The sequence below is a fragment of the uncultured Photobacterium sp. genome, assembly GCF_947039875.1.
Taxonomy (GTDB): Bacteria; Pseudomonadota; Gammaproteobacteria; order Enterobacterales; family Vibrionaceae; genus Photobacterium.
This window is the reverse complement of the sequence record NZ_CAMRAN010000006.1, coordinates 1-23,045: the sequence shown is the minus strand read 5'-3', so window position 1 is coordinate 23,045 and position 23,045 is coordinate 1. Positions and strand designations below refer to the sequence as shown.

Genomic DNA, 23,045 nt, shown 5'->3' with positions numbered 1-23,045 from the left:
ACTCATGAAAATATAACAATTTAGGCATTAACCAAATAAGCTAACACTCTACAAATACAGAAAAAGCATGGATAACACAAGACGTTACTCCTCTTTTGTTTTATCCTTACTTAAAATAATAATGTGAAAAAATAGGACGACAATATGTCTACCCCACTAGATGCAGCAATGATCGAAACAATTCAAAGTTTTGATGCAGAAAAACGTTACAAACACTTACTAAAAGAAGTCGTTACTAACCGTGAAATCTGGATTCTTATCGATGAGCATGGATGCGTTATGCTCAATACCGATGATGAAGATTGCGTTCCTGTTTGGCCAAATAAAGAATTTGCAGAAGCATGGGCAACAGGTGAATGGGAAACATGTAAAGCAGAAGCCATTTCATTAAATAAATGGCATAGCCGTTGGACTCATGGCTTAGAAGATGATGAACTTGCACTTGTTGTCTTCCCTATCCCAGAACAAGAAGGCCTTGTTATTTACCCAGACGAACTGGATTACGAATTAAAAACATTAGCGAACAAACGTCGCTAACTGCAACCTTTTCTATCAAGGCTGGCATGACGCTAGCCTTCTTTTTATACATTTACCCATCGATGGAACATTATGGATACGCTCATTGAAAAAATCAAAAACACGCCAAATAACATTAATTTTCAAGAAATTATAGCAACCATTAATGATAATTATCATTATCAGCCAACTCAATTTATTAATGGTACTACAAATAATGCAATGATTAATCTTGTAGGGACGAATGAAGGTTCATGTAAAATATTTGCATTTGCACATTTACATTGCCTGTCTAAATCTGAAACGTTAGCCTGTTTTGGCAAATTTTATCGTGATGACGTCCTTAAATACCCACAAAATAATGATCACCAAAATATTCGTCAGTTTATGGTCTCAGGCCTTGACGGTATTCATTTTGAGGTATTTCCACTGACAATTAAAAAAGAAGTACAAAAAACCACTGCTTGATATTTTTCAGTGGTTTTTATCATGTTGTCATATAAATTATAGTGGCTTTTTACAATGACTACACGTTTGTGGCGGTTTCATAAAAAAGGGAGAACGGCTCGCCTGACCACAACTGCCACAAAACTTTGTTGAACGGATAGTAAGTAAGGTTACAGGAACTAATAGGATCAATATCGAAATCATCCACGCTACAGGTGGTTGCATAAAAATAATAAAACCACCAATCACAACATTACTAAACACGGTATAAATTGGCCATAAACGGCGCTTTTTCGCTACATTATTACCGCGCTGGAATAACATCACACTTCCTACTGTTAAACCTAGCCAAATAACAACGAAACCAATTAATAAATTTTCCTGCATCATTTTTCCTTAAAAAATACGCCATTAAGTACAACACTTATTAAACACAAACCACATGATAACTACGTTAAATCGACTTACTCAATTAATGCCTTACACTAAATATTGCTAGTTATCTTGTTACTATGTCGTATTTTACCTCTATTTAATAACATCATTTATGAAAAAATTACATGATATATAAAAGCAAGCGAGTGCCCCCTGATAACGCGCTATACATATGAATAATGTAAATAAAGTGTAATAAATAATTCAAAAGTATGAATATCAGCACAGTATTCAACTTTCATTCAAGGTAAAGTTACTACTATGTAAACAGATGACACATTACAACCGACATACCACCTTTTAGTTCTACCCGTTTAGTATGTTTCAATATTGCACCTGCAATATTTTAGGAGTTGTTTAATGAACATAAAATCTGTTTTACGTACAAGTTTTGTTCTTTTTTGTATGCTCAGCCGCACCGTTGTAGCAGCACCAGCGATCGCTCCCGCTTTTAACACACATGATCAATCACAAACACGTCAGACGCAAGCTAGCCGTAAAGCTTTTCAACGTGACTTGAGTGGCTTATACAGTATTCAATCATGGCGAGATGATAATCTGCGCCAACCTTTTAATAATTTTGATGATCTTTATTTAGCATCAACTGACGCACAAGCAGAATTACAAACACTATTACAAAATGTTAGCTTGGCATCAACCACCGATATTGTTATTCCAAATATTAAATCAGCACAACGTTCACAACAAAAAATTGCAACTGAATTGCAAGGTGAAACAGATAAAATCACTGATATTGCACGTGGTTCTATTGTTGCTCGAAACATTCCAGCACTAGTACAAGCTTATGAACTACTAGCAAAAGAAGCGACAATTGTCAGCGTAAAGAACCGTTTTAAAAACCCAACTCCATCAGGCTACCGTGACTTAAACGTGTTAGTCCGCTTACCCCATAGTCAAATTATCACTGAGATTCAGCTGCACTTAGATCAAATTTCGACTATTAAAAATGGCCCAGAACACGACTTATATGAAAAAATTCAACATATAGAGCGTTTAGCACAGCAACAACAGCGCTCATTATCTGAGTTTGAAACGGCGCAAATTAATCAACTACGTCAACAGTCGCATCAACTTTACCAAACAGCATGGTTAGGTTATCTTCAACCACAAGCGGCATAATCTACAATTTGAATAAAGTCCATGGCGGTAGTATCCGCCATGACTTGCTTGATCATTATTTATGACTCTTTACTGTAATACGCATAAAATAAATACCACATCAAGCATAAAAAAATATTGCTATCTTATGTTTATCCCTCCTAAATAGAACCCATCATCACATGAATAAACCCAATATTCTAACAACCATCAAAAGCTTTTCTACAATAGAACAAGCACTTGATTACTTTGATATCGGTTATGATAGCCAATTTATTCATGCTAACCGTGCCCAATTACTTAAGCGATTTAACGGCTATTTAATATTAGAAAAACCCGAAGACTGGTTTGCTGCACGTAGAGCATTAAAAAATGCTTATTGTCGAGTACAACGATCACTATTAGATAAAACAACAAGACAAGCTTGTCGAGGGTGTACTAGTTGCCAAAGACGGTAACGACACAATAAAGCACAGTAAATAGAATGTTAAATGTGAAAAATAAAATAGCATACAACCACAAATATACCGCATCATTATACTTTACAACGCCAATTCTTCATTTGTAATTCCTTTTAAGAATAATAGAAGTTGGGACTAAATTTAGTCATTAGCCATTTAATGTTTAATTATTGTTAATCTTAATATGAATATTTGTTTTGTTCATTTTATGCACTTGGTATTGATAATGTTATTTATTTGACCGCAATCATAGTTACACTAATTTGCCTCTAATTTGAATTAATTCTCATCGTGAAAACGTTTTCAATCTTCTATTATCTTTCACCATATTAAATGGACGCTTTCCAATATGGAGATAGATGATGGTGACACTATTTAGCCTTATTGTTATATTCCTTGTAGGCTTACTGATTTACAAGAAGTACAACCCACAAACAACATTACTGCTTGGCGGTATTATAATGATGGCTGCGGCTATTCTTTTTAGTACTGGCACACCACTACCTGAAAACATTTCAAGCGGCAATCAATGGCTTGATATTTTTACATTCCTAAAAAATACCACAGCCAAAACAGTGGGAACACTAGGTCTTATTATCATGGCAGTGGGCGGTTTTGCTAAATATATGGATCATATTGGCGCTTCACGTGCCTTGGTCAATATCGCCATTAAGCCATTAGGCTACTTCAAAGCACCTTATCTTGTTATGGCTCTAGGTTATATCATGGGTCAGATCCTTAATATCTTTATTCCAAGCGCATCAGGCCTTGGCTTATTGTTAATGGTTACTCTATACCCTATTTTAGTGCGCCTTGGCGTGAGCAAAATGTCTGCCGTTGCCGTTATTGCAACCGCCGCTTGTTTAGATTTAGGTCCAGCCTCAGGTAACGTAAATTTAGCGGCGCGTACTGCTGATATTCCGGTAACAGAATATTTTATTACTTACCAGCTACCTGTTGCCATTGCCACAATGATAACTATTGCAACGCTGCATTTCTTTGTTCAACAATGGTTTGATCGTCGCGCAATAGCTACTGATGAAGTAGAACTTCAAGCACAAGATGATCACGTTGCACCACCAGCATGGTATGCATTACTGCCAATTATTCCGTTAGCATTAATTATGATCTTTAGCCCAATGGCGATTGCATCAGTAAAAATAGATGTGGTAACTGCAATGTTTATTTCAATTGCGGTCGCAATGGTGTGTGAAAGTGTTCGTCACGGTGCAAAACCTATCTTTAAAGATATTTTGGTTTATTTCGACAGCATGGGTAAACAATTTGCACGTGTTGTAACACTGGTTATTGCAGGTCAAGTGTTTGCACATGGTATGAAAGTGATTGGATTGCTAGATACTGTAATTAATTTCGCGATTAATGCTTCATTATCTCCTGCAATAATGATTATTCTGATGGTTATTATTATTACCTTTGCCGCTATCTTAATGGGTTCAGGTAATGCACCATTCTTCTCATTTGCAGCCATGGTGCCAGATATTGCCAATAAAGTCGGGATTAACGCGGTTGTTATGTTAATGCCGATGCAATTAGCCTCAGGTATCGCACGTTCAATGTCGCCAATCACTGGTGCAATTGTCGCAGTGGCTGGCGTCGCTGATGTATCACCATTTGAACTCGTTAAACGCACCGCAATTCCAATGGTTGGTGCATTAATTGTTTCAACGGCAATGTCACTAATTATAGGCTTGTAATACAAGCAATAAAATAAAGAAAACCCCGTTAGTTATTATAATGATAAATAACTATTCGGGGTTTTTTATTATCTCTTATTTACAGTAACGAATAAGGTTAGATACGTTCCCAAGGGCCATTAGTATTGCCGGGGGTATCACCTTTTGTCCACCATTTGGCTTGGTAATTATTTCCGTCAAAAAGCGCTTCATCACCACCATTATACGTTTTAGATGCTGACCACCCACCAACTTCGCCAGTATCCTCATCTACCCATACAGAGGATGTTCCAGGGGTTTCACCTTTGGTCCACCATTGTGCCGTATATGTAATACCTTTATAAACCACGGTATCGCCACTGTTATAAATAGTATCGGCATTCCACGTATCACCAACAGCACCACCATCCGCAGTTACATTAACAACCACCGTTTGTTGAGTCGAGGCTTTGCCATCAGAGACAGTAATCACGACATTAACGATCGTATCTGTTGTTACAGTTGGCGCAGTGACAGTAATTTTTGCACCAGTTTCAGTAACAGAAACTTGTCCTGTTGATGCAGAATAAGTAAGCGTATCACCGTCAGCATCTGTCGCTGTTACTGTAATAACAACATTCTGACCACTTTTGACATCAACCGTTGCTGGTGCCGTTAATTCAGGCGCTGTATTTTCAACAACACCAGAACCTTTCACATTAATGACAACAGATTTCGTTGCACTCTTACGACCATCGGTCACTTTAACCGCTACCGATGTCACGATATCAGTCGCAGTATTTGGTGCCGTATAAGTCACGGTTGCGGTACCATCGCCGTTATCAGTCACTTGCGCTTCGGTTGAACTAAAGTTTAGACGATCACCATCGGTATCGGTTGCTGACACACTAAAGCTGATAGTCTCGCCAGACATTACGGCTTGTGCATTTGGTATGGTTAATTCAGGTGCTGCATTAGGTGTGGTATTGGCGCTAAAAACATCATCGATAGCTTCAGCTAATGGAGAACTAAGCTTAGTACACTCTTTTAACTTAGTACCATGATTGATAAAGGTGCCTTCACATTGAATATCACCGTGTACTTGCCACACAATCACACCACCTAAATCATTATCAACAATGTATTGTGCTTTTTTCTTTATCGAAGGAACATCATCATAACTTAAGAAGTATTTACCTTTAACTGCATAAGGCACTTCCGCATTCGCATCCCACTTATGCTCCCAGCCAGAAGTTTTAACGATATAGTTATAATTTGGTGAACCTTCAAATTCTTTCCAGTTATCAACATCAACTGCCGTTAATAATGGCCCATCAACCGACATATTATAAATACGCTTATCCGTTGGTGCGCCTAAATAGGCTTCAGCTTCTGTGGTCTGAACCCCACGACCATAAAACGCAGCCCCAAAGTTGATTTTTTCTGATGGAATGCCTTGCTCTGCCATCCAAATACGTAGGGTTTCTAAATCTAATCCTGCATATTCTTCTTCTGGGTATGGATACAATGGTGCATTATGACCCGTGACATTTGACCATGCGCCGTTAAGGTCATAGGTCATCATATTGAAATAATCCATTGATTTAACCAGACGTGGCCAGTTAAAACCTTCAAGCTTAGCGGTTGATGCCGAGAATGCGGCAGTCAATAATTTATCAGGACCAATACGCTTACGAATATCTTCCATTAATTGTTCAAAATTAGCGAAATCCGTAGGATCACCCGCGAAATTCATGCCACCAAACCCTGGATATTCCCAGTCAATATCAATACCATGGAAACCTAGTGCCATTAATTTATCTAAGTCTTTCAGGAAGCGCGCTTTTTTAACAGGATCAGCAGCCATTTCAGGGAAGTGCTTAGACATGCTCCACCCCCCTAATGACGCCATGACCTTAACGCCCTTTTGGTTAGCAAGATCAATCAGACCCGGTGCACCCCCTTCTTTTTTAAGAGGAATCGGCATATTACCTTCAATGCCTGTTGGTGTATGAAGCCAACCATTACCACTTTTAACAAAACCTTGAGCTTTTACTTTTTCAGCATTTTCAGCATCCCATGGTTCATCAACAGGGAATTGATGGATATATTCCAATTCGCCCCACAAAATATGGAAATCCCAGCTTGAATAGACATCAGGATGCAATAATGGCCCCGGCTCTTGGACACTACCTGGCTTATAAATTTGCTTATTACGTAAATCACCACTGTGTAACGTTCCGTCTTCCGCAACCCCAAAAAATGAGAAGTTAAGAATTGAATAGATATCCATATCTACGTTTAAATGGGTCGCTTCACCTTTCACTGAAAAACCAGCATTAGTGCCTTTCCATGCTTCCCATTGCGTTAAATAACCAATCACGTTTTTATTATGACTAGGGGCAGCCTGCACTTGAGCCGCAGTGCTTGCCAATAAAAAACCCACAATAATGCTCGCAACTTTGGTTTTATTAAATCCCTTTTCCATTTTGTGCTCCACGTTATGATTAATAGCTAATTGCCATTTCAGCTTTTATAAATACAACTGATTTTTATAACGATTAGTAATGCTTTTGGTCATTAAAAATCTAAACATAGTGTGACGTAACTTTTTTAATTTAGCGAAAAATAATCACAGATTTAGGCTTAACAACTAACATTAATGCAACAAGATAGTCAGATAACATCATTTTTTAGCCACAAGATTCAAAAAAAAGCACTTTTATACATGTAAAAATAAAGATGTGGTAGAGATAATATTTATATAAAAATATCATTCTAAAGCGGTGGAAGGCGTTTTTAGGGAAAAGATGTCCTCAAATAAAAACAAAAACAGCGAATCGAATAAATCGATTCGCTGTTTTATTACATACACTTCTAATATTACGATTATTAACGAATAAATCGATTGTAAACAAATAACAAAATGAAAGCGCCTAATGTTGCAGTAATAATACTACCAACATTTACGCCTGTTGCATGACCAAGGCCAATAAACTGCCCCACAAAGCCCCCGATAAAAGCACCACCAATACCCAATGCCATTGTTACAACCCAACCGCCACCATCTTCACCAGGCATTAACCATTTCGCTAATGCACCAGCAATTAAACCTAAAATAATCCAAGATATAATACCCATTTTCTTTCCTCAATTGGCTAATTCTTCACTCTCAAAGAGATGATGTGATTTTGTTACAAATAGACATATATCACACTATTGAGTTCAATAAAAATTTCATACTAATAAAAAAGTCATAAACCAAACTTATTTATCACCATTTATAGGCTATTAGTCGCGATTTACTGGCTTATAGTTTCGTCTTTCAAGTAAAATAGAGTCGGCTCAATAAGCACTAATAGCCTATATTTTTTACGCCAATAAAATAGAGAGTGACATTTAATGAAGTACCAAGGGATTTTATTTGATGCTGATGAAACTTTGTTTCACTTTGATGCATTTCACGGCCTTCAACTGATGTTTTCTCGCCATAATGTCACGTTCACTCACGCTGATTTTGAACACTATGAAGCCATTAATCGACCATTATGGGTTGATTATCAAAACGGAAAAATATCAGCAACGGAATTGCAAAATATTCGTTTTAAATCATGGGCAGCAACCCTTTCTCTATCAACAGAGCAGCTTAATCATGATTTTTTAATGGCAATGGCCGATATTTGTACACCATTAGCCGGAGCCAAATCACTTCTAGAGGCATTAAAGCCACATGCGAAATTGGGTATTATCACCAACGGTTTTACTGCATTACAAGAAATTCGATTACAACGCACCGGATTTAAATATTTTTTTGATGTGCTAGTTATTTCAGAACAAGTAGGTGTCGCAAAACCTGATATTCAAATTTTTGATTATGCTTGTCAGAAAATGAACATGACGCAACGTCAAAATATTCTAATGGTTGGTGATAACCCGCAATCAGATATTTTAGGTGGAATCAACGCCGGAATGGATACTTGCTGGCTTAATAGTGAACAAAAATCACAACCAGAAGGTATTTACCCAACCTACACCGTATCTTCACTTGCTGAATTACAAGCACTGCTATTAAACCAACAATAAAGATCCACCTTTATAAGTGACCAGATGTTATTTCATAGTGATAACTATTCAGTTGTTTATATGGCATCGAGTCAATGAATACTAAAAAGTACCGTTTATTTTCTCATCACGCTTTACAAGTGTGCCAATACCGATTAAGTTTGAACCTCATTTTATTTAGAGCGTATAAGCTATGTCTCAGAACATTAACAACAATCAGGATGCTGCAACCTTACAGATTGCTTGTACGCTAAACTCTGTCGTCGTCGTCATTTTCTGACGCTGACGGTTAACTTATTCGTCAGTAACGCTGGCGGATATGAATTTCACTTCTAAATTATCTCTTCCAGCATACTGACTCAGATTATTTTATTTGAATTAAGGTATGTCATTTGAAAAGAAAAGAACTTGCAGCCATCGGTTTTATGACCTTTGCATTATTTCTTGGTGCTGGTAACTTAATATTCCCTCCTCTTATGGCACAACAAGCGGGTGAAAACTGGCTTATTGCTATTACTGGATTTTTATTGACCGCCGTTGGCTTACCCGCATTAACGTTAGTTGTTCTTGGCCGTTTATCTTCTGCTGATAAATTAACGTCAGCATTACCCAAATGGATGGATCGCTCGTTTTGGTTTTTAGTGTTAACAACACTTGGTCCAGCTTTTGTATTACCGCGCGCTGTCACTGTTGCTTATGAAATGGGCATCAAACCTTTTTATTCTGGCAATGGATTAATGATCTTCTCTGCCATTTTCTGTGCTCTTACATTAGTCATCGCTTTAAAACCGGGTAAGCTTGTTGATTATATTGGCAAAGTAATGACCCCTGCACTGATTGCAATGCTGGCACTACTGGCTATTTCAGCCGTAATAAACCCATTAGGCTCACCGACAGCCGCCATTGAAACTTACCGTCAGGCTCCAACTGTTAATGGACTTATTCAGGGTTACATGACATTAGATGCTATCGCTGCGGTTGCTTTTGGCTGGGTTATCATTCAAACGATTCGTAATACCGGCGTGAAATGCGATAAAGCCATTTCTTACTACACCCTCCGCATCGCTCTGATTTACGCATTTCTTATGTCACTTTGCTATCTTGCAATGGGATATTTAGGTGCAACGTCTTCTGATATTGCACCACAAGCAACCAATGGTGGTGAAATTCTTACCCGCTATGCTGCTGGTGAGTTTGGAACATTAGGTCAATTATTATTAGCAACAATCACCTTAATGGCGTGTTTAACAACAACGGTTGGACTAACCAATGCGAATGGTGAATATTATAAAAACACCTACGGTATAAAATTCAAACTTAGTGCAACAGTGATCATGGTACTAACAACCATTATTTCTAACGTCGGTTTAGAAACCATTATTCAAGTAAGTCTACCTGCTATCTTAATTTTATGCCCAATTGCAATTTCATTGATTATTTCAACTTTCTTCATCCGTAACCATTCAACACCTGAACAACGTCGTATCTCTATCAGTCAAACAATCGTCGTTGTTGTTGCAACATTATTTGGCAGTATTGATGCGTTAAATATTTTAAGTAAACTGCCTGCAACAATCGCGTCATTTGCCGAACACTGGTTACCCTTATTTAGCTCACATGCTTCTTGGCTCGCTCCTGTTGCCCTTACTATTTTCCTCAGTAAATTATGTTCGCGCGAGTATAAAAATTCTAATCGTGCTGCGGTAAACTAAGGTCTCAACACAAATCATCAGTGATAGGGCGAGTAAATTGCTAGCCCTATTATTCACACTCAAATTAAAAATAACGATAACTAACAACATAACCAATCAATATCGTTACCAAAACAAAAATAAACACACGATAACCACCTAAATATTTAACATTAAACACTTTAATAAGATTTTTTTTATAACGATTAAAAAAAATTGAAGAAAGTTATTTACAACACTAACTTTTCTTTATATTTTTATGCTGTAATTCACGTTTCATTAATAGAAGTTGTTAAATTATGCATTCAACAGTGTTTGAACATAGAGAACAAAAACATTTAACATCGACAATAGCGGCTAACGCTTGGGTTGATGTTGCTTCTATAACGATAAAAAAAATATCTCGAATTATTTCCGCTTTTATCCTAGTGATTATTCGCTAGGCTGGCGGGCAAGCTTCCGTCAGCCGTTGCTGATGGAAGATAGTTTCAACTCTTCATATCTTCTTTCAGCAAACCTGCGGAACCATTATTAACGAAGCTACAGGCTATAATAGTTACGATACTAAGTGATTAATAGCTGTTTGATATTCACAAAAATGCAGGTACAACATTTGAAAACACAAGACTTACTCGCTATCGGTCTAATGACCTTTGCACTATTTTTAGGCGCTGGTAACTTGATCTTCCCCCCCGCAATGGGTCTCGATGCAGGAACATCATTAACATCAGCAATGAGTGGCTTCTTAGTAACCGCTGTTGGTCTACCCGCTTTTACTATTATTGTCCTTGGCCGTATTGGCTGCACAAAAAACCTCACTAAAGCATTACCAAAATGGTTAGCAACAACATTTTGGATCCTCTTATTTACAGCTATAGGACCTGCATTTGGCATGCCGCGTGCTGTTACCGTTGCTTATGAGATGGGACTAAAACCTTTTTTCAAAGCTGATCATCTCGTCGCATTCTCTATCGTTTTTTCGGCTTTAACCTTAATTTTAGCATTTAAGCCAGGTAACCTAGTCAGTTACATTGGTAAAGTAATGACTCCTGCACTGATTTTACTTTTAGCAGGTTTAGGCCTAGCTGCATTCTTTTCGCCACTTGGCGTACCAGCGGCACCTTACGGAGACTACCAACATAGCGCTGTCACCAGTGGTTTAATTCAAGGTTACATGACCATGGATGCTATTGCCGCAGTAGGTTTTGGTTGGGTTATTATTCAAGCGATTAAAGAAAAAGGCGTCGTTTCACAAAAAGGTATCGCAAATATCTCGTTTAAAGTAGCAATGATCTATTTTGTTCTTATGGGTGGTTGCTATATTGCGATGGGGTATGTTGGTGCAACATCAACCTCAATTGCAACCCATGGTATGAACGGCAGTATGATCTTAACTCGTTATGTTGCAGGTGAATTTGGTGCTTATGGTCAATGGATATTAGCCGCTATTATTATCATGGCATGTTTAACCACTACTGTTGGTTTAACCAATGCTTGCGCTGAGTATTATCAGCAAACGTTCAAAGCTTCATTTGGCTTAACAGCTACCATTATTGTGGTATTAACTGGTATTATTGCTAATTTCGGCCTTAATGATATTTTAAAAGTAAGCTTACCTGCTATCTTAGTATTATGTCCGATTGCTATTGCCTTAGTATTAGCGTCATTGACTGCATCAGCCGTGAATGTTTCAACGCTAACGCATACTTCAGTATTAGTCACCGCAATGGTCTTTGGTACTGTCGATGCCATTAGTATTCTTGGTAAAATGCCAGCAGATCTTAATCAGTTCTTTAATGCAACATTACCACTATACCAAGCGCATGCTAGCTGGTTATTACCTACTTTATTAATTTTAGTAATGACAACAATAATGGCACGATTACCTATCGTCTCACGTAAGTTTAATATTGTTGATTATCGTTTCGATTCAGTAACAAACAGTTAATTTATAAGCGCGTAATGATAATTGGGGTTATCACAACGCGCTTTGAATCCATATTAGCTCTTCATAAAAAAGCCTCTTATCTGCTTCAATAATAAATGAAGAACAGTAAGAGGCTTTTTATTACACAAAGATCACATGATCTTATTCAGGTAAACGCTCACCAGTCATGAATGCGTGTAAGATTTCAGGGGTTAATTCACCCGCATCTTCTAAACGCTTAAGCTCTGCCACAATTTTCTTCTGATCATCAATTGATGGAATCGGCAATTCTGGCTCTTTTTCATAATCATCAGGTAACGATATATTAAGATCGTGCATGGTAAACCCTTGGTTATCTAAAATAAATTTAAACTTTTATAATTATACACTGAAAATCGACCAGAGTTCAGTTTTACCACATTGTGGCAGCTGAATTATAACGATGCTTGATGTTGAACAATTAATCGTTCCATAGTTTCTTGTGCACGTAATTGAGCATGTTCAAATGTTTCTTCTTGGCTCATTGGTTCAACCACTTCATAGTAACATTTCAATTTAGGCTCAGTGCCAGAAGGACGCACAACCACTCGCGCACCATTTTCTAAATGGTAAATCAATACATCACTAATTGGTAAATCAATCGCTTCTACAGAACCATCAGAAAAAGTACGTAATGATGTTTTAAAATCTTCAGTGCTCTCAATTGCTAGTCCTGCAATCGCTTGTGGGGGCGTCGCGCGTAATGAATCACCAATTGGAGCCGCGGTTGGATCAAGAGCAATACTCCGTTGAGCATTAATATATAAACCGTATTCACGATAAATAGCGTCTAATTGATCCCAAACCGTTTGCCCTTTTACGGTTAATTCTGCCGTTAATTGCGCAAATGCCACTAATGCAGATAAGCCATCTTTGTCCCAGACCGTCGAGCCAATGGTGTAACCTAAGGCTTCTTCGTAAGCAAATAAGAATTGATGAGTATCAGTTTGACGCTCCATTGCAACATTGGTTAGCCATTTAAAGCCCGTTAATGTTTGGTAATATTGTGCTCCAAGCGCGGTGGCTATTTTGCCTAATAAGGTTGATGACACAATGGTATTACCCACTAAATGCGCAGATGGTTGCACATTGTTAAGTAGATAATAACCAAATAAAGTCCCCACTTGATCCCCAGTTAGCATCTGATATTCACCATCAGTACGGCGAGCAGCAACGGCGAAACGATCAGCATCAGGATCATTTGCACATGCTAAGATAGCACCATGCTGTTTGGCTTCTGCGATAACCAGATCCATAGCGCCAGGTTCTTCTGGATTTGGAAATTTAACCGTCGGGAAAGCGCCGTCGGGCTCTCGCTGGGCTGCAACACTATAAACATAAGTAAAACCAGCATCGGCTAATAATGTTTCAGCCATCTCAGCGCCAACACCATGCATAGCCGTATAAGCTAAGCTTAGCGCTTGTGGATTATGATGATTATTTAATAGTGGTGTTGCGTTTATAGCTTGGCGATAGTCTTGATAATACGCATCATCAAGCCACACTAATAGCCCTTTTGTTTCAGCTTCAGCTAAATCCATGAGATGTAAATCAGATTGGGTAGCTTTATCTATTTCAGCAGCAATACCAGCATCATGAGGTGGAATAATTTGTGCGCCGTTATTCCAATACACTTTAAAGCCATTATAAGCCGGTGGATTATGACTAGCAGTCACAACAACAGCCGCAGCTGTATGTAAATGCTTAACGCCAAAAGCCACAATCGGTGTTGCAGCTACCTTGGTCGTAAGGTAAACCTTAATACCTTGTGCAACTAATACTGCTGCCGTATCGTGAGCAAATTGACGTGAGTCAGGACGCCCATCATAACCAATCACTACCCCTTTATGAGCAGCGTTGCTATCAGTACGAAGTAAATATTGACCAAGACCTGTCGCTGTTTCTTGAATAACTAATCGATTCATACGATTTGGACCTGCACCAACAACGCCTCGTAAACCTGCTGTGCCAAATTCTAAACGACCATTGAAGCGATCGGCTAATTCTTCGGTCGCATTATCTGCAACTAATTGTTGTAATTCTTGACGTGCTTTAGGGTCAGGATCACGTTGCAGCCAACGTGTTATTTCATTATTCATTATTGTTATCCTAGTGCGTTTATCATCATAACAATGCAATGATAATGACTGACAATAAAGTGTTTACAGGCACTACCATCGTATATTTATTTATCTTTATCATCGTTTAAGCAATGCAAATGATAAATACTCTCATTAAAATATGCCCTATTAGCTTAAATTACAACTGTCTTGAGATAACATTTAATAAGCAAACGACACTTTTATTTGAGTATATCCGTACTAATAATGCTTGATATTAAAACAGTAATACCTACAACGCCTCCGCGCCAAATATTGAGGGTATAAAAAAAGCCTCAACAGAGGCTTTTTTCAAATTGCAGTTTTTACCACATCAAATCATCTGGAATAACAAAATCTGCATATGGATCATCTTCATCAACAATACTGTCATCAACTACATTATTCAGCACAATGGATTCTTGATCGCGTAGTGCGATCTTATCCGCAACAGATGCTGGAATAACTTCATAACCATCAAGATAACGCGCAATCGCAAGGCGACCATTAACAAGTTGTTTTTGTATTAGACTATCAACATAAATTTTCCTCACCATCGTACCATCGGTAAAGTTATAACCAATATCACCGTTATTACGATCTAGACGGTTCATTTCGATTAATTGCTTAACTTGCGCTAAGAATGCTTTCTGTTGTGCATCTTCATCTCGTTGACGGTTGAGCGCTTTGTCTTTCTCTAATTGAGAGACACGGTTTTCCTCAACAGCAGCCTTTGCTTCTTTCGCTTGTGTGCGTGATTTCTTTGTTGTCTTACCGGCTTTTTTTAGCTTTTTCTTATCGATAAGACCTGCTTTTAGCATTTGCTCTTGTAGGCTTAGCTTGGCCATTGAAACTCCATCAATTATTCGTTGCTATAAGTGATAATATCACTCATTAGTTTATGAGTGACATTATCTCTGTTTGCTCTAAAACAGGTCAAGCGTTGTCATAATAATTCTTATCAATAAATACCCGCTATACACAATAGCCGAGATCTATAATTATATACATTGAAAATCATATACAGAGCCCAGCTTTAAAATATGAGTAAGCTCATCCAATGCTGTTTGAGACGCTAATAATAATGCAGGATCGGCTAAATCATCTTCCACCAGTCGATCTCGATAATGTAAATGAATCCACTGCTGCAAACGTTTAAATAGGGTATCGGTTAATAACACTGCAGGATTCATTGCGTGACGTTCTGCTTCTGTTAACACCACTCTTAAACGTAAACATGCAGGCCCTCCGCCATTTTGCATACTCTGGTTTAAATCAAAGAAATCAATACGATTAATCCCCCGTTTTGCTTGCAATAGTTGTTGAATATACTGCCATACATGAGGATTATCTCGACATTGCTGCGGCAAAATCAAACTAACATCGCCACTGGGTAACGTCACTAATTGTGAATTAAACAAGTAACTACTTATCGCATCATTTATACTCACCTGATTGTCTGGTACTTCAATAATCGCTAACTTGCCGTCCATTTTTTGTTGAAGTTCTAAATACACATCCGCTTGATTTAAAAATGCATGTTGGTGACAAAATAAGGTTTGCTTATTTCCAACCGCAATCACATCATTATGGAACACACCTTGATCAATTAATAACGGATTCTGCTGAGCCATCACAACCTGTTGCGGATCTAATTGATGTAATCGTGCAATAGCCGCACTGGCCTCATAAGTTTGTCTTGCAGGGTAATTTGACGGTGATGCCTGATTAAAATCAAAGCCATAACGCCCAAAAACAAACATTTCGACACCTTGCTCTTCATATTGAGAACAAAAACGGGTGTGATTAGCAGCGCCTTCATCACCTAATTGTTCCGATGTCGGTAATGATTGATGGTGACAAAAATAATTATCATCGTTAAACATCGCAGCCAAAATACGTGCTGTTGTTTGATACTCAATTGAGCGATGAAAATGACTCGCTAAATTAGCAGGCGTAAAATGTATACGCCGATCTTTCGTATCAGCTGACGGTGATACTGTCGCTGCGTTAGCTGCCCACATGCTTGATGCAGAATAACAACTGGTTAATAATTTAGGTGCATGCTGTGATGCTTGCTGTAATACACTGCGATCACTGCCATTAAAACCGAATCGACGTAACATCTTTATATCAGGTCGCATTTGAGGCGCGATCACTCCTTGTATCAGCCCTAAATTAGCGAGCGCTTGCATTTTATTCAAACCTTGCAAAGCAGCCATTTTCGGGTTTGAAACTTGCTGGCTATAAGTCAAAGATGCAATATTACCTGTCGATAAGCCACTATAATTATGCGTAGGTCCAACTAACCCATCAAAATTAGCTTCATGTGCCATTACTTACTTCCTCCATGACAAATATAAAGCATGCACTATTATTATAGCTTGTATCTATTTACTTAATTTCAGCCTCAGTTAAGACCGATGGTTTATCATGTTCATACCTAATGTCGCTATCGGTGTAATTGTGCTCAGTATTTTATAAAAATCCAAAAAAACGCTATTTAATTATTGCGTAATAGCATCAACATCCTTAAAATCAACTCATCCGATGAGTCTTATGATTATTTATTATAACAAATACCAGTTGTACTAATGTAAATAATAGCTACAATGCCCAGCCCCAAACCAAAGCGCGGCATTTCAAACTAAGGTTATGCTCTATGAAAGTAAAAGTAGTCGATTTTATCAAACGTAAGCGTGAAGTGTTATCACATCACCAGTTTGAATTTAAAGACTGGCTATCACCATCAATTCGTGATTACTGGATCGAATTTCTCAATAAAGCCAATAGCAGTCACTTTGCAACTTGGGTAAAAGATCATAACCTTGCCTCGATATCTGAACCAATTGAGATTGAGATGCACCCAGAAGCAACCAAAGTCATGAATGAACTCACTGCATCATTAGGTGAAGAGATTCATGTTGGCGAATGGTTGAACGTTGATCAATTACGTATCAATAATTTTGCAAGTGTCACAAATGATCATCAATGGATTCATACTGATCCTCAAAAAGCAGCGACAGATTCTCCTTTTAAAACAACCATCGCTCATGGTTTTTTAACGCTTTCACTCCTCTCTGTATTAACAGACAGTGTTGATCCTGCCAGCCCAAAATTTCCGTCTGCGAGAATGACTGTCAATTATGGCTTAAATCAAGTTCGATTCCCTTATCCAGTTAAATCTGGCGTGAATATTCGTGCTAGAACAAAAATTCAATCTGTAACACCAATTAAACGTGGCTTAGAAATAGTACAAGAAATCACCGTGGAAATCGAAGGCTGCCGTCGCCCTGCTTGTGTTGCAGAATCCGTTATGCGTCTTTATTTTTAGTTTTTATAACTAATGCATAATATTTACCTGAAGAAGCCGCTATGTCGGCTTTTCCTTTATTGACATTAAATGCAAGAATAAAAGAAAAAAACACCACTTTCATAACGAGATGTTATCTATTTAGCCCATACCTCTTGAACAACATAAAACCTAACTTTTCATTAATAGTTGTTTACCTACAGAAGAAGACTGGTATGGTAGCCGAACATTTTTTTGCTGGGTATCATTATGAACAAGTGGATAAAATTTATTCCTCTCATTTTATTAATTGGCTACTTCATCACTTATGATGTCTTTAACCAAACAAGTCAACCGACACCAACAGAACAAACAACAAACAATCAGTAACTAATCTAGTCGTAATAATATTTTGATTAGAGGTAGCATGGTAATCTGTCCATGCTCTTATTGACGACTATTTTCTGCATCGCCTCCTATCGGCCCTTGTATCATCACAAAACCCACCATATCTGCTTACCCATTTGTCACATTTATAATGTTAAGCCTCAATAAATAGTAACCTTACCTTACAATTATCGATGTTTTCATATCAAATATGCGATGCTATTCTCATTATATGATCTAAGAAACAACAAGATTCTCAAGACAAATCATAATTAAAATCATATTACCAAATCACATTTGTTCCAGTTTATAAATGTGATTTGGTTTTTTTATATTCCTCGCCAACAAAATGCCCTATTCTGGATTGACTGCTTTACCTCTCTCATATGACAAGGTAAATTCATTGCATCCACATTTAGTCAGGTATGCATGATGCCTTCAAAAATTAGAGTGCTGATTTCAGACTCAACCAATCCATGGTTCAACCTTGCTGTTGAAGATGCTATTTTCCGTACAATGTCTCCTCATCAACAAGTCTTATTCTTATGGCGTAATGACAATACAGTTGTGATTGGCCGAGCTCAAAATCCATGGAAAGAATGTAATACCCTAAAAATGGAACAAGATGGTATTACGTTAGCTCGTCGTCAAAGTGGTGGTGGGGCTGTTTTTCATGATCTTGGTAATACCAACTTCACTTTTATGGCCGGTAAACCTGATTACAATAAAACAATCTCAACCGACATTGTACTTACCGCACTAAAAAAGCTAGGTATACACGGCAAAGCGACAGGCCGTAATGATTTAGTTGTTGAAGATAGTGAAGGTGAACGTAAGTTTTCTGGTTCAGCCTATCGTGAGACGATGGATAGAGGCTTTCACCATGGGACATTATTACTCAGTGCTGATTTAACCCGATTAGCAAATTACCTCAATCCCGATAAAAAGAAACTAGCAGCAAAAGGGATCACTTCCGTTCGTTCACGAGTAACCAACCTCAACCAAATTGTCACAAATATTGATCATCAAATGGTCTGTAACGCTATTATAGAGACCTTTTGTGATTACTATCATGAACAGGCTAAAATTGAACATATTTCACCACAAGCCGTGCCAGAATTAACAGGCTTTACTGAAACCTTCGCGAAATTTAGTCGTTGGGATTGGAATTTTGGTAATACGCCCCAGTTCACACACACAATTGATGAACGTTTTACTTGGGGTGGTATCGAATTGCACCTTGATGTAAATAAAGGTGTGATTACAGAAGTGAAACTCTTTACTGATAGTTTAGATCTCGTGCCACTAGACTTACTAGAACAGCGATTGCTTAATCTACCTTATAATGCGACAGCTATAAATACGGCCATAGATAACCTTGCTATAGAATATCCCCATTATAATGACGTATTAATGGATATTGCTTATTGGCTGCAGCATACGATTAATTAACACAGTTCCCATGATTGAAAATAGTAACAAGACCGCTTATAACGATCTTGTTACTGATTTTACTTCTTTAACTGCTCACAATCATCACAACACGGATTGATTATTCTCTCTTGACAATTGTATGGCTCGATATGAATAATAATATCGGCAACTTCATCTAATTCATTTAACAAATGAGTCTTAAAGTTTTCAGTAATATTATGCGCACGTTCAACGCTCATTTCAGGATCAACCAATAAATGAAAATCTAACAAAATAATACTGCCGGTACGACGACTTCTTATTTCATGGACTTCTTTAATATCTTTATCTTCAGCTGCATATGCTTGAATTTGTTTTTCAATATCAGAATCTGCTTTTGCTTCAGTCAACTCTAAAATCGCTGGCCATAAAATATCAAATGAGGCCTTTAATATCATTACCGTAACAATTAATGCTGCAATTTGATCTAAATAATGAAATGTTGGGAAAAAATAATTCGCAATCACAGCAATCGCAACAGGCAATGAACTCAATGCATCTGAACGGTGGTGCCAAGCATTTGCATATAAAGCACGGCTGTTAATTTTTTTAGCTTGAATTACCGTCCATCGGTACAGCACTTCTTTGACAACAATCGACACAACAGCGGCACTAAACGCTAATATTCCTGGTTGTAAATGTGACTCAGTACTTATTGAATGTAGAGAGTCCCAACCAATACCAATACCAACAATGGCTAAAATAAAGCCAATAAAAATATTCGTTAACGTTTCAAATCGACCATGACCATAAGGATGTTCTTTATCTGCTGGTGCCGTCCAATAACGAGAGCCAATAAGAATTGCTGTATCTGTTACCAAATCAGAAAAACTGTGTACACCATCGGCAATAAGTGCCTGACTGCCAGTAAGTTTACCTATGGTAATTTTTATAAATGCTAAAGCAATGTTTGCAATAGACCCAACCCAAGTAACTTTCTGAATTAACTTTACTGCCGTTGTAGACATAACGCCCCATAAAAAAGATGAATAGATTCGATTATGATAACGAATTTAGCCCATTAAATGTGATCTTTTTTATATTTATAGCGACTTTGGTATGTCATTTTAAATACCATGATAACAATGGCAATCAATTGTATGATCATTCACCATACCTACCGCTTGCATAAAAGCGTAACAGGTTATATTGCCAATAAACTTAAACCCATGTTGCTTTAAAAATTGACTCAGTGCTAACGATGCAGCAGTAACAGTAGGTACCTGATCTTTTGATGGCCAATGGTTGATCTGAGGCTCATTATTAACAAACCACCATAATGGCGTCATTAGATTACCATACTGATATTGTAATACTTGTGCCGCACGTGCATTCGTAAACACCGAGCGTAATTTACTACGGTGTCGAACAACATCATAAGTGTCTACAATTGTCGTTATACGCGATTCAATTTCTTGATCGCTATAAGCGGCAAGCTTATCAATATCATATTCCTCAAAGGCTTGTTTATAACTAGCACGCTTTTTTAAAATAGTATACCAATTAAGCCCTGCTTGAGCGCCTTCTAATGTTAAAAATTCAAATAAATAGCGATCATCTTTATGCACTTTTCCCCATTCATTATCATGATATTGGCTTTCTAAATCTGAATGAGTAGCCCAATCACAACGTATTTTTGCCTCTACCATATCAACACCGTAAATTATATTCTTTTAAATTTTATAAAATACTCAAGCACTATTAACAAGTATACCTAAGATTACATTCCTTGAATCTTAAATTATTTTAATAGACCTTATTTGCAAACATCATTATTACCTCAAAACACTTATCTACATCACATTATCTATATTAACTATCAATATATAGTTTTAGTTTGGTTTCTTTACTGCATACTAATGATGTCTATAGCATAGATTAGATCATTAAAGGATTAAATATGAAAAATATTGCGGAATTTATCGCAGAAATAGAACGTAATAAGCGTACATATAATGCTTGGGTATATGAAAAAGAAGGATGCTATAAACAATTAAAGTGTAGTAATAACATAAATTGTTATTCATTCCTTAGAGAAATAACTGAATACCACTTACAAATTGTAATTGAGTTAAACAATAATAAATTAGACAGCTATTTATTATTACCCGAAGTTAATATTGTGACTCATATTGGATTTAATAATCAAAAAATAACATCTCTCGCTGCATAATTAATTAAAACGAAAAATGAAAAACTTTGGCTAGTTTACATTTATAATAAAAACAGATCTTAGGGTCTGTTTTTTGTATCACAAGCAGCTTGAAATATCTTATCGCTAAATATAATGAAAGCCAACAACCACATATCCGTGCTGTTGGCTATGATAAGCAGCATTTAGTTATAAAACAAAGCCTAATTTATAAAAAAGTGACATACATCGAAAGCTTTATTGTGTTTTCGATAAATTATATAGCATGACTTCTTTTCCCGCTTCGCAAGCGGAATATCCTTGTTGCCAACCATCAGTAAACTGTGTCGATCTATTCTCTAACGTTATATCTTGATTATAGCTATGCCCTGCTACTTTTGCCTTTGCCAATGCCGATTCACAGCCCTGATTATAACCATAGTGATAAATGCTACTATATTGAACATCGCTTATATATTCATCGGGTACAAACCGTATATTACCATCATCGGTATGCGTACAGCCAACAACTAACAATGCCATGCTACACATAACTATCATTTTTAGTTGCATATTATCTCCTTTATCATGCTTATTTAAGTTTCCCCAGTGTAACAATAAATTTCATTTATAACTGAAAAATAAATACATATTTTGAGCCAATACAAAAAAACCGCCAGCATAACTGCAGACGGTTTCTTATTTATCATTAACAATAAGTCGTTAACGGTTAAGGATCTTGTGACTCAGGTTTTGGTAAGTAGTGTTCAGGTTTTAAGCCTAAGAATTCAGGAAGTAGAGTACCTACTGAAATCGATGACCATGTACCTGTTAATACACCAATAAACATCGCAATAGAGAAACCTTGCAATGATGAACCACCTAATAGCCATAATGAACTGATCGTCATCAACGTCGTACCTGATGTCACCATCGTACGTGAGAACGTCGCAATAATCGCTTCATTATTGGTTGCTTCAATATCTTGCTTTGGTTTCGCAATCAAAAGTTCACGAATACGGTCGGCAATAACAATCGAGTCATTCAATGAGTAGCCCAAGATTGCCAAGATCGCCGCAAGTACCGTTAAGTTAAACTCCATTTGCGTCATGGCAAAGAAACCAACAGCTAAAATAACATCGTGCATTAGGGCAAGTAATGCCCCCGCAGCAAGACGCCATTCAAAACGGTAACTTAGGTAACCAAGAATACAAAGCATTGTCACCAATAATGCTAAACCACCTTGTGATGCCATTTCAGCACCCACTTGTGGTCCAACAATACTGGTATTTA

At 37.4% G+C, this 23,045-nt stretch carries 22 protein-coding genes; 11 read left to right on the top strand and 11 right to left on the bottom strand.

Annotated elements, in window-relative coordinates:
* Positions 1-144: 144 nt before the first annotated feature.
* A complete protein-coding gene (locus Q0V26_RS03580; protein WP_297478134.1) occupies positions 145-537 on the top strand; it encodes a DUF2750 domain-containing protein in 393 nt (130 codons plus the stop codon).
* A 72-nt stretch (positions 538-609) separates the two neighbouring features.
* On the top strand, positions 610-984 hold the full coding sequence (locus Q0V26_RS03575; RefSeq protein ID WP_297478132.1) for a HopJ type III effector protein: 375 nt from the start codon (positions 610-612) through the stop codon (positions 982-984).
* Positions 985-1,020: 36 nt separating this feature from the next.
* Here the strand turns inward: Q0V26_RS03575 and Q0V26_RS03570 are convergent, their stop codons facing one another.
* Positions 1,021-1,350, bottom strand: coding sequence for a hypothetical protein (locus tag Q0V26_RS03570; protein ID WP_297478130.1), 330 nt, complete (start codon positions 1,348-1,350; stop codon positions 1,021-1,023).
* A gap of 408 nt (positions 1,351-1,758) precedes the next feature.
* Here Q0V26_RS03570 and Q0V26_RS03565 point away from each other — a divergent pair, with 408 nt between their 5' ends.
* The 3 genes from Q0V26_RS03565 (at position 1,759) to dcuC (ending at position 4,693) form a co-directional block, all read left to right on the top strand.
* Entirely contained in the window at positions 1,759-2,538 is a 780-nt protein-coding gene (locus tag Q0V26_RS03565) for a RelA/SpoT domain-containing protein (RefSeq protein WP_297478129.1), read from the top strand.
* Between the two features lie 161 nt (positions 2,539-2,699).
* Positions 2,700-2,975 carry a nitrogenase-stabilizing/protective protein NifW gene (locus Q0V26_RS03560; RefSeq protein WP_297478127.1) on the top strand — a complete coding sequence of 92 codons (276 nt, stop codon included), beginning with the start codon at positions 2,700-2,702 and terminating at the stop codon, positions 2,973-2,975.
* Between the two features lie 365 nt (positions 2,976-3,340).
* Positions 3,341-4,693 carry a C4-dicarboxylate transporter DcuC gene (dcuC, locus tag Q0V26_RS03555; protein WP_297478125.1) on the top strand — a complete coding sequence of 451 codons (1,353 nt, stop codon included), beginning with the start codon at positions 3,341-3,343 and terminating at the stop codon, positions 4,691-4,693.
* A 97-nt stretch (positions 4,694-4,790) separates the two neighbouring features.
* Here dcuC and Q0V26_RS03550 read toward each other — a convergent pair whose 3' ends face one another.
* Positions 4,791-7,139, bottom strand: coding sequence for a glycosyl hydrolase family 18 protein (locus Q0V26_RS03550; protein ID WP_297478123.1), 2,349 nt, complete (start codon positions 7,137-7,139; stop codon positions 4,791-4,793).
* Positions 7,140-7,543: 404 nt separating this feature from the next.
* Positions 7,544-7,792: a GlsB/YeaQ/YmgE family stress response membrane protein gene (locus tag Q0V26_RS03545; protein WP_297478121.1), complete on the bottom strand. Its 249-nt coding sequence runs from the start codon at positions 7,790-7,792 to the stop codon at positions 7,544-7,546.
* A gap of 261 nt (positions 7,793-8,053) precedes the next feature.
* Between Q0V26_RS03545 and yjjG the strand changes: the two genes are divergently transcribed.
* The 3 genes from yjjG to brnQ (Q0V26_RS03530) all read left to right on the top strand — a co-directional run bounded on the left by yjjG (position 8,054) and on the right by brnQ (Q0V26_RS03530) (position 12,352).
* Entirely contained in the window at positions 8,054-8,734 is a 681-nt protein-coding gene (gene yjjG / locus Q0V26_RS03540; protein ID WP_297478119.1) for a pyrimidine 5'-nucleotidase, read from the top strand.
* Positions 8,735-9,105: 371 nt separating this feature from the next.
* Positions 9,106-10,425: a branched-chain amino acid transport system II carrier protein gene (brnQ, locus tag Q0V26_RS03535; RefSeq protein ID WP_297478118.1), complete on the top strand. Its 1,320-nt coding sequence runs from the start codon at positions 9,106-9,108 to the stop codon at positions 10,423-10,425.
* 592 nt (positions 10,426-11,017) lie between these two features.
* Positions 11,018-12,352, top strand: a complete 1,335-nt coding sequence (gene brnQ, locus Q0V26_RS03530) for a branched-chain amino acid transport system II carrier protein (RefSeq protein ID WP_297478116.1) — start codon at positions 11,018-11,020, stop codon at positions 12,350-12,352.
* A gap of 141 nt (positions 12,353-12,493) precedes the next feature.
* On the opposite strand, the gene Q0V26_RS03525 is transcribed toward brnQ (Q0V26_RS03530), so the two are convergent.
* From Q0V26_RS03525 to astB, 4 genes are all read right to left on the bottom strand, one after another.
* Positions 12,494-12,670: an ATPase gene (locus tag Q0V26_RS03525; RefSeq protein ID WP_297476911.1), complete on the bottom strand. Its 177-nt coding sequence runs from the start codon at positions 12,668-12,670 to the stop codon at positions 12,494-12,496.
* A gap of 95 nt (positions 12,671-12,765) precedes the next feature.
* Positions 12,766-14,469 carry a phospho-sugar mutase gene (locus tag Q0V26_RS03520; protein WP_297476909.1) on the bottom strand — a complete coding sequence of 568 codons (1,704 nt, stop codon included), beginning with the start codon at positions 14,467-14,469 and terminating at the stop codon, positions 12,766-12,768.
* A 326-nt stretch (positions 14,470-14,795) separates the two neighbouring features.
* Positions 14,796-15,317: a DUF2058 domain-containing protein gene (locus tag Q0V26_RS03515; RefSeq protein ID WP_297476907.1), complete on the bottom strand. Its 522-nt coding sequence runs from the start codon at positions 15,315-15,317 to the stop codon at positions 14,796-14,798.
* A gap of 153 nt (positions 15,318-15,470) precedes the next feature.
* Positions 15,471-16,805, bottom strand: a complete 1,335-nt coding sequence (gene astB, locus Q0V26_RS03510) for an N-succinylarginine dihydrolase (protein ID WP_297476905.1) — start codon at positions 16,803-16,805, stop codon at positions 15,471-15,473.
* 326 nt (positions 16,806-17,131) lie between these two features.
* Here astB and Q0V26_RS03505 point away from each other — a divergent pair, with 326 nt between their 5' ends.
* Together Q0V26_RS03505 and Q0V26_RS03500 are read left to right on the top strand one after the other, a co-directional pair.
* Positions 17,132-17,803: a MaoC family dehydratase gene (locus tag Q0V26_RS03505; RefSeq protein WP_297476903.1), complete on the top strand. Its 672-nt coding sequence runs from the start codon at positions 17,132-17,134 to the stop codon at positions 17,801-17,803.
* A 777-nt stretch (positions 17,804-18,580) separates the two neighbouring features.
* A complete protein-coding gene (locus Q0V26_RS03500) occupies positions 18,581-19,600 on the top strand; it encodes a lipoate--protein ligase (RefSeq protein WP_297476901.1) in 1,020 nt (339 codons plus the stop codon).
* A 59-nt stretch (positions 19,601-19,659) separates the two neighbouring features.
* Here the strand turns inward: Q0V26_RS03500 and Q0V26_RS03495 are convergent, their stop codons facing one another.
* Positions 19,660-20,589, bottom strand: coding sequence for a cation diffusion facilitator family transporter (locus Q0V26_RS03495; protein ID WP_297476899.1), 930 nt, complete (start codon positions 20,587-20,589; stop codon positions 19,660-19,662).
* Positions 20,590-20,688: 99 nt separating this feature from the next.
* On the bottom strand, positions 20,689-21,270 hold the full coding sequence (locus Q0V26_RS03490) for a DNA-3-methyladenine glycosylase I (RefSeq protein ID WP_297476897.1): 582 nt from the start codon (positions 21,268-21,270) through the stop codon (positions 20,689-20,691).
* A gap of 251 nt (positions 21,271-21,521) precedes the next feature.
* Here Q0V26_RS03490 and Q0V26_RS03485 point away from each other — a divergent pair, with 251 nt between their 5' ends.
* Entirely contained in the window at positions 21,522-21,794 is a 273-nt protein-coding gene (locus tag Q0V26_RS03485) for a hypothetical protein (protein ID WP_297476895.1), read from the top strand.
* A gap of 216 nt (positions 21,795-22,010) precedes the next feature.
* Here the strand turns inward: Q0V26_RS03485 and Q0V26_RS03480 are convergent, their stop codons facing one another.
* Both Q0V26_RS03480 and secF read right to left on the bottom strand, forming a co-directional pair.
* On the bottom strand, positions 22,011-22,325 hold the full coding sequence (locus tag Q0V26_RS03480) for a hypothetical protein (RefSeq protein ID WP_297476893.1): 315 nt from the start codon (positions 22,323-22,325) through the stop codon (positions 22,011-22,013).
* Positions 22,326-22,482: 157 nt separating this feature from the next.
* Positions 22,483-23,045, bottom strand: a 563-nt coding sequence (secF, locus tag Q0V26_RS03475) for a protein translocase subunit SecF (RefSeq protein WP_297476891.1), incomplete at its 5' end; no start/stop codon positions are given.

What these genes read in the sequence shown, in the direction of transcription:
- Q0V26_RS03515 (WP_297476907.1), bottom strand. Translation starts at nt 15,317, where the DNA reads ATGGCCAAGCTAAGCCTACAAGAGCAAATGCTAAAAGCAGGTCTTATC.
- Q0V26_RS03565 (WP_297478129.1), top strand. Translation starts at nt 1,759, where the DNA reads ATGAACATAAAATCTGTTTTACGTACAAGTTTTGTTCTTTTTTGTATG.
- Q0V26_RS03525 (WP_297476911.1), bottom strand. Translation starts at nt 12,670, where the DNA reads ATGCACGATCTTAATATATCGTTACCTGATGATTATGAAAAAGAGCCA.
- Q0V26_RS03570 (WP_297478130.1), bottom strand. Translation starts at nt 1,350, where the DNA reads ATGCAGGAAAATTTATTAATTGGTTTCGTTGTTATTTGGCTAGGTTTA.
- dcuC (WP_297478125.1), top strand. Translation starts at nt 3,341, where the DNA reads ATGGTGACACTATTTAGCCTTATTGTTATATTCCTTGTAGGCTTACTG.
- Q0V26_RS03550 (WP_297478123.1), bottom strand. Translation starts at nt 7,139, where the DNA reads ATGGAAAAGGGATTTAATAAAACCAAAGTTGCGAGCATTATTGTGGGT.
- Q0V26_RS03480 (WP_297476893.1), bottom strand. Translation starts at nt 22,325, where the DNA reads ATGCAACTAAAAATGATAGTTATGTGTAGCATGGCATTGTTAGTTGTT.
- Q0V26_RS03580 (WP_297478134.1), top strand. Translation starts at nt 145, where the DNA reads ATGTCTACCCCACTAGATGCAGCAATGATCGAAACAATTCAAAGTTTT.
- astB (WP_297476905.1), bottom strand. Translation starts at nt 16,805, where the DNA reads ATGGCACATGAAGCTAATTTTGATGGGTTAGTTGGACCTACGCATAAT.
- Q0V26_RS03520 (WP_297476909.1), bottom strand. Translation starts at nt 14,469, where the DNA reads ATGAATAATGAAATAACACGTTGGCTGCAACGTGATCCTGACCCTAAA.
- Q0V26_RS03575 (WP_297478132.1), top strand. Translation starts at nt 610, where the DNA reads ATGGATACGCTCATTGAAAAAATCAAAAACACGCCAAATAACATTAAT.
- Q0V26_RS03505 (WP_297476903.1), top strand. Translation starts at nt 17,132, where the DNA reads ATGAAAGTAAAAGTAGTCGATTTTATCAAACGTAAGCGTGAAGTGTTA.
- Q0V26_RS03495 (WP_297476899.1), bottom strand. Translation starts at nt 20,589, where the DNA reads ATGTCTACAACGGCAGTAAAGTTAATTCAGAAAGTTACTTGGGTTGGG.
- Q0V26_RS03490 (WP_297476897.1), bottom strand. Translation starts at nt 21,270, where the DNA reads ATGGTAGAGGCAAAAATACGTTGTGATTGGGCTACTCATTCAGATTTA.
- Q0V26_RS03500 (WP_297476901.1), top strand. Translation starts at nt 18,581, where the DNA reads ATGCCTTCAAAAATTAGAGTGCTGATTTCAGACTCAACCAATCCATGG.
- Q0V26_RS03560 (WP_297478127.1), top strand. Translation starts at nt 2,700, where the DNA reads ATGAATAAACCCAATATTCTAACAACCATCAAAAGCTTTTCTACAATA.
- Q0V26_RS03485 (WP_297476895.1), top strand. Translation starts at nt 21,522, where the DNA reads ATGAAAAATATTGCGGAATTTATCGCAGAAATAGAACGTAATAAGCGT.
- yjjG (WP_297478119.1), top strand. Translation starts at nt 8,054, where the DNA reads ATGAAGTACCAAGGGATTTTATTTGATGCTGATGAAACTTTGTTTCAC.
- Q0V26_RS03545 (WP_297478121.1), bottom strand. Translation starts at nt 7,792, where the DNA reads ATGGGTATTATATCTTGGATTATTTTAGGTTTAATTGCTGGTGCATTA.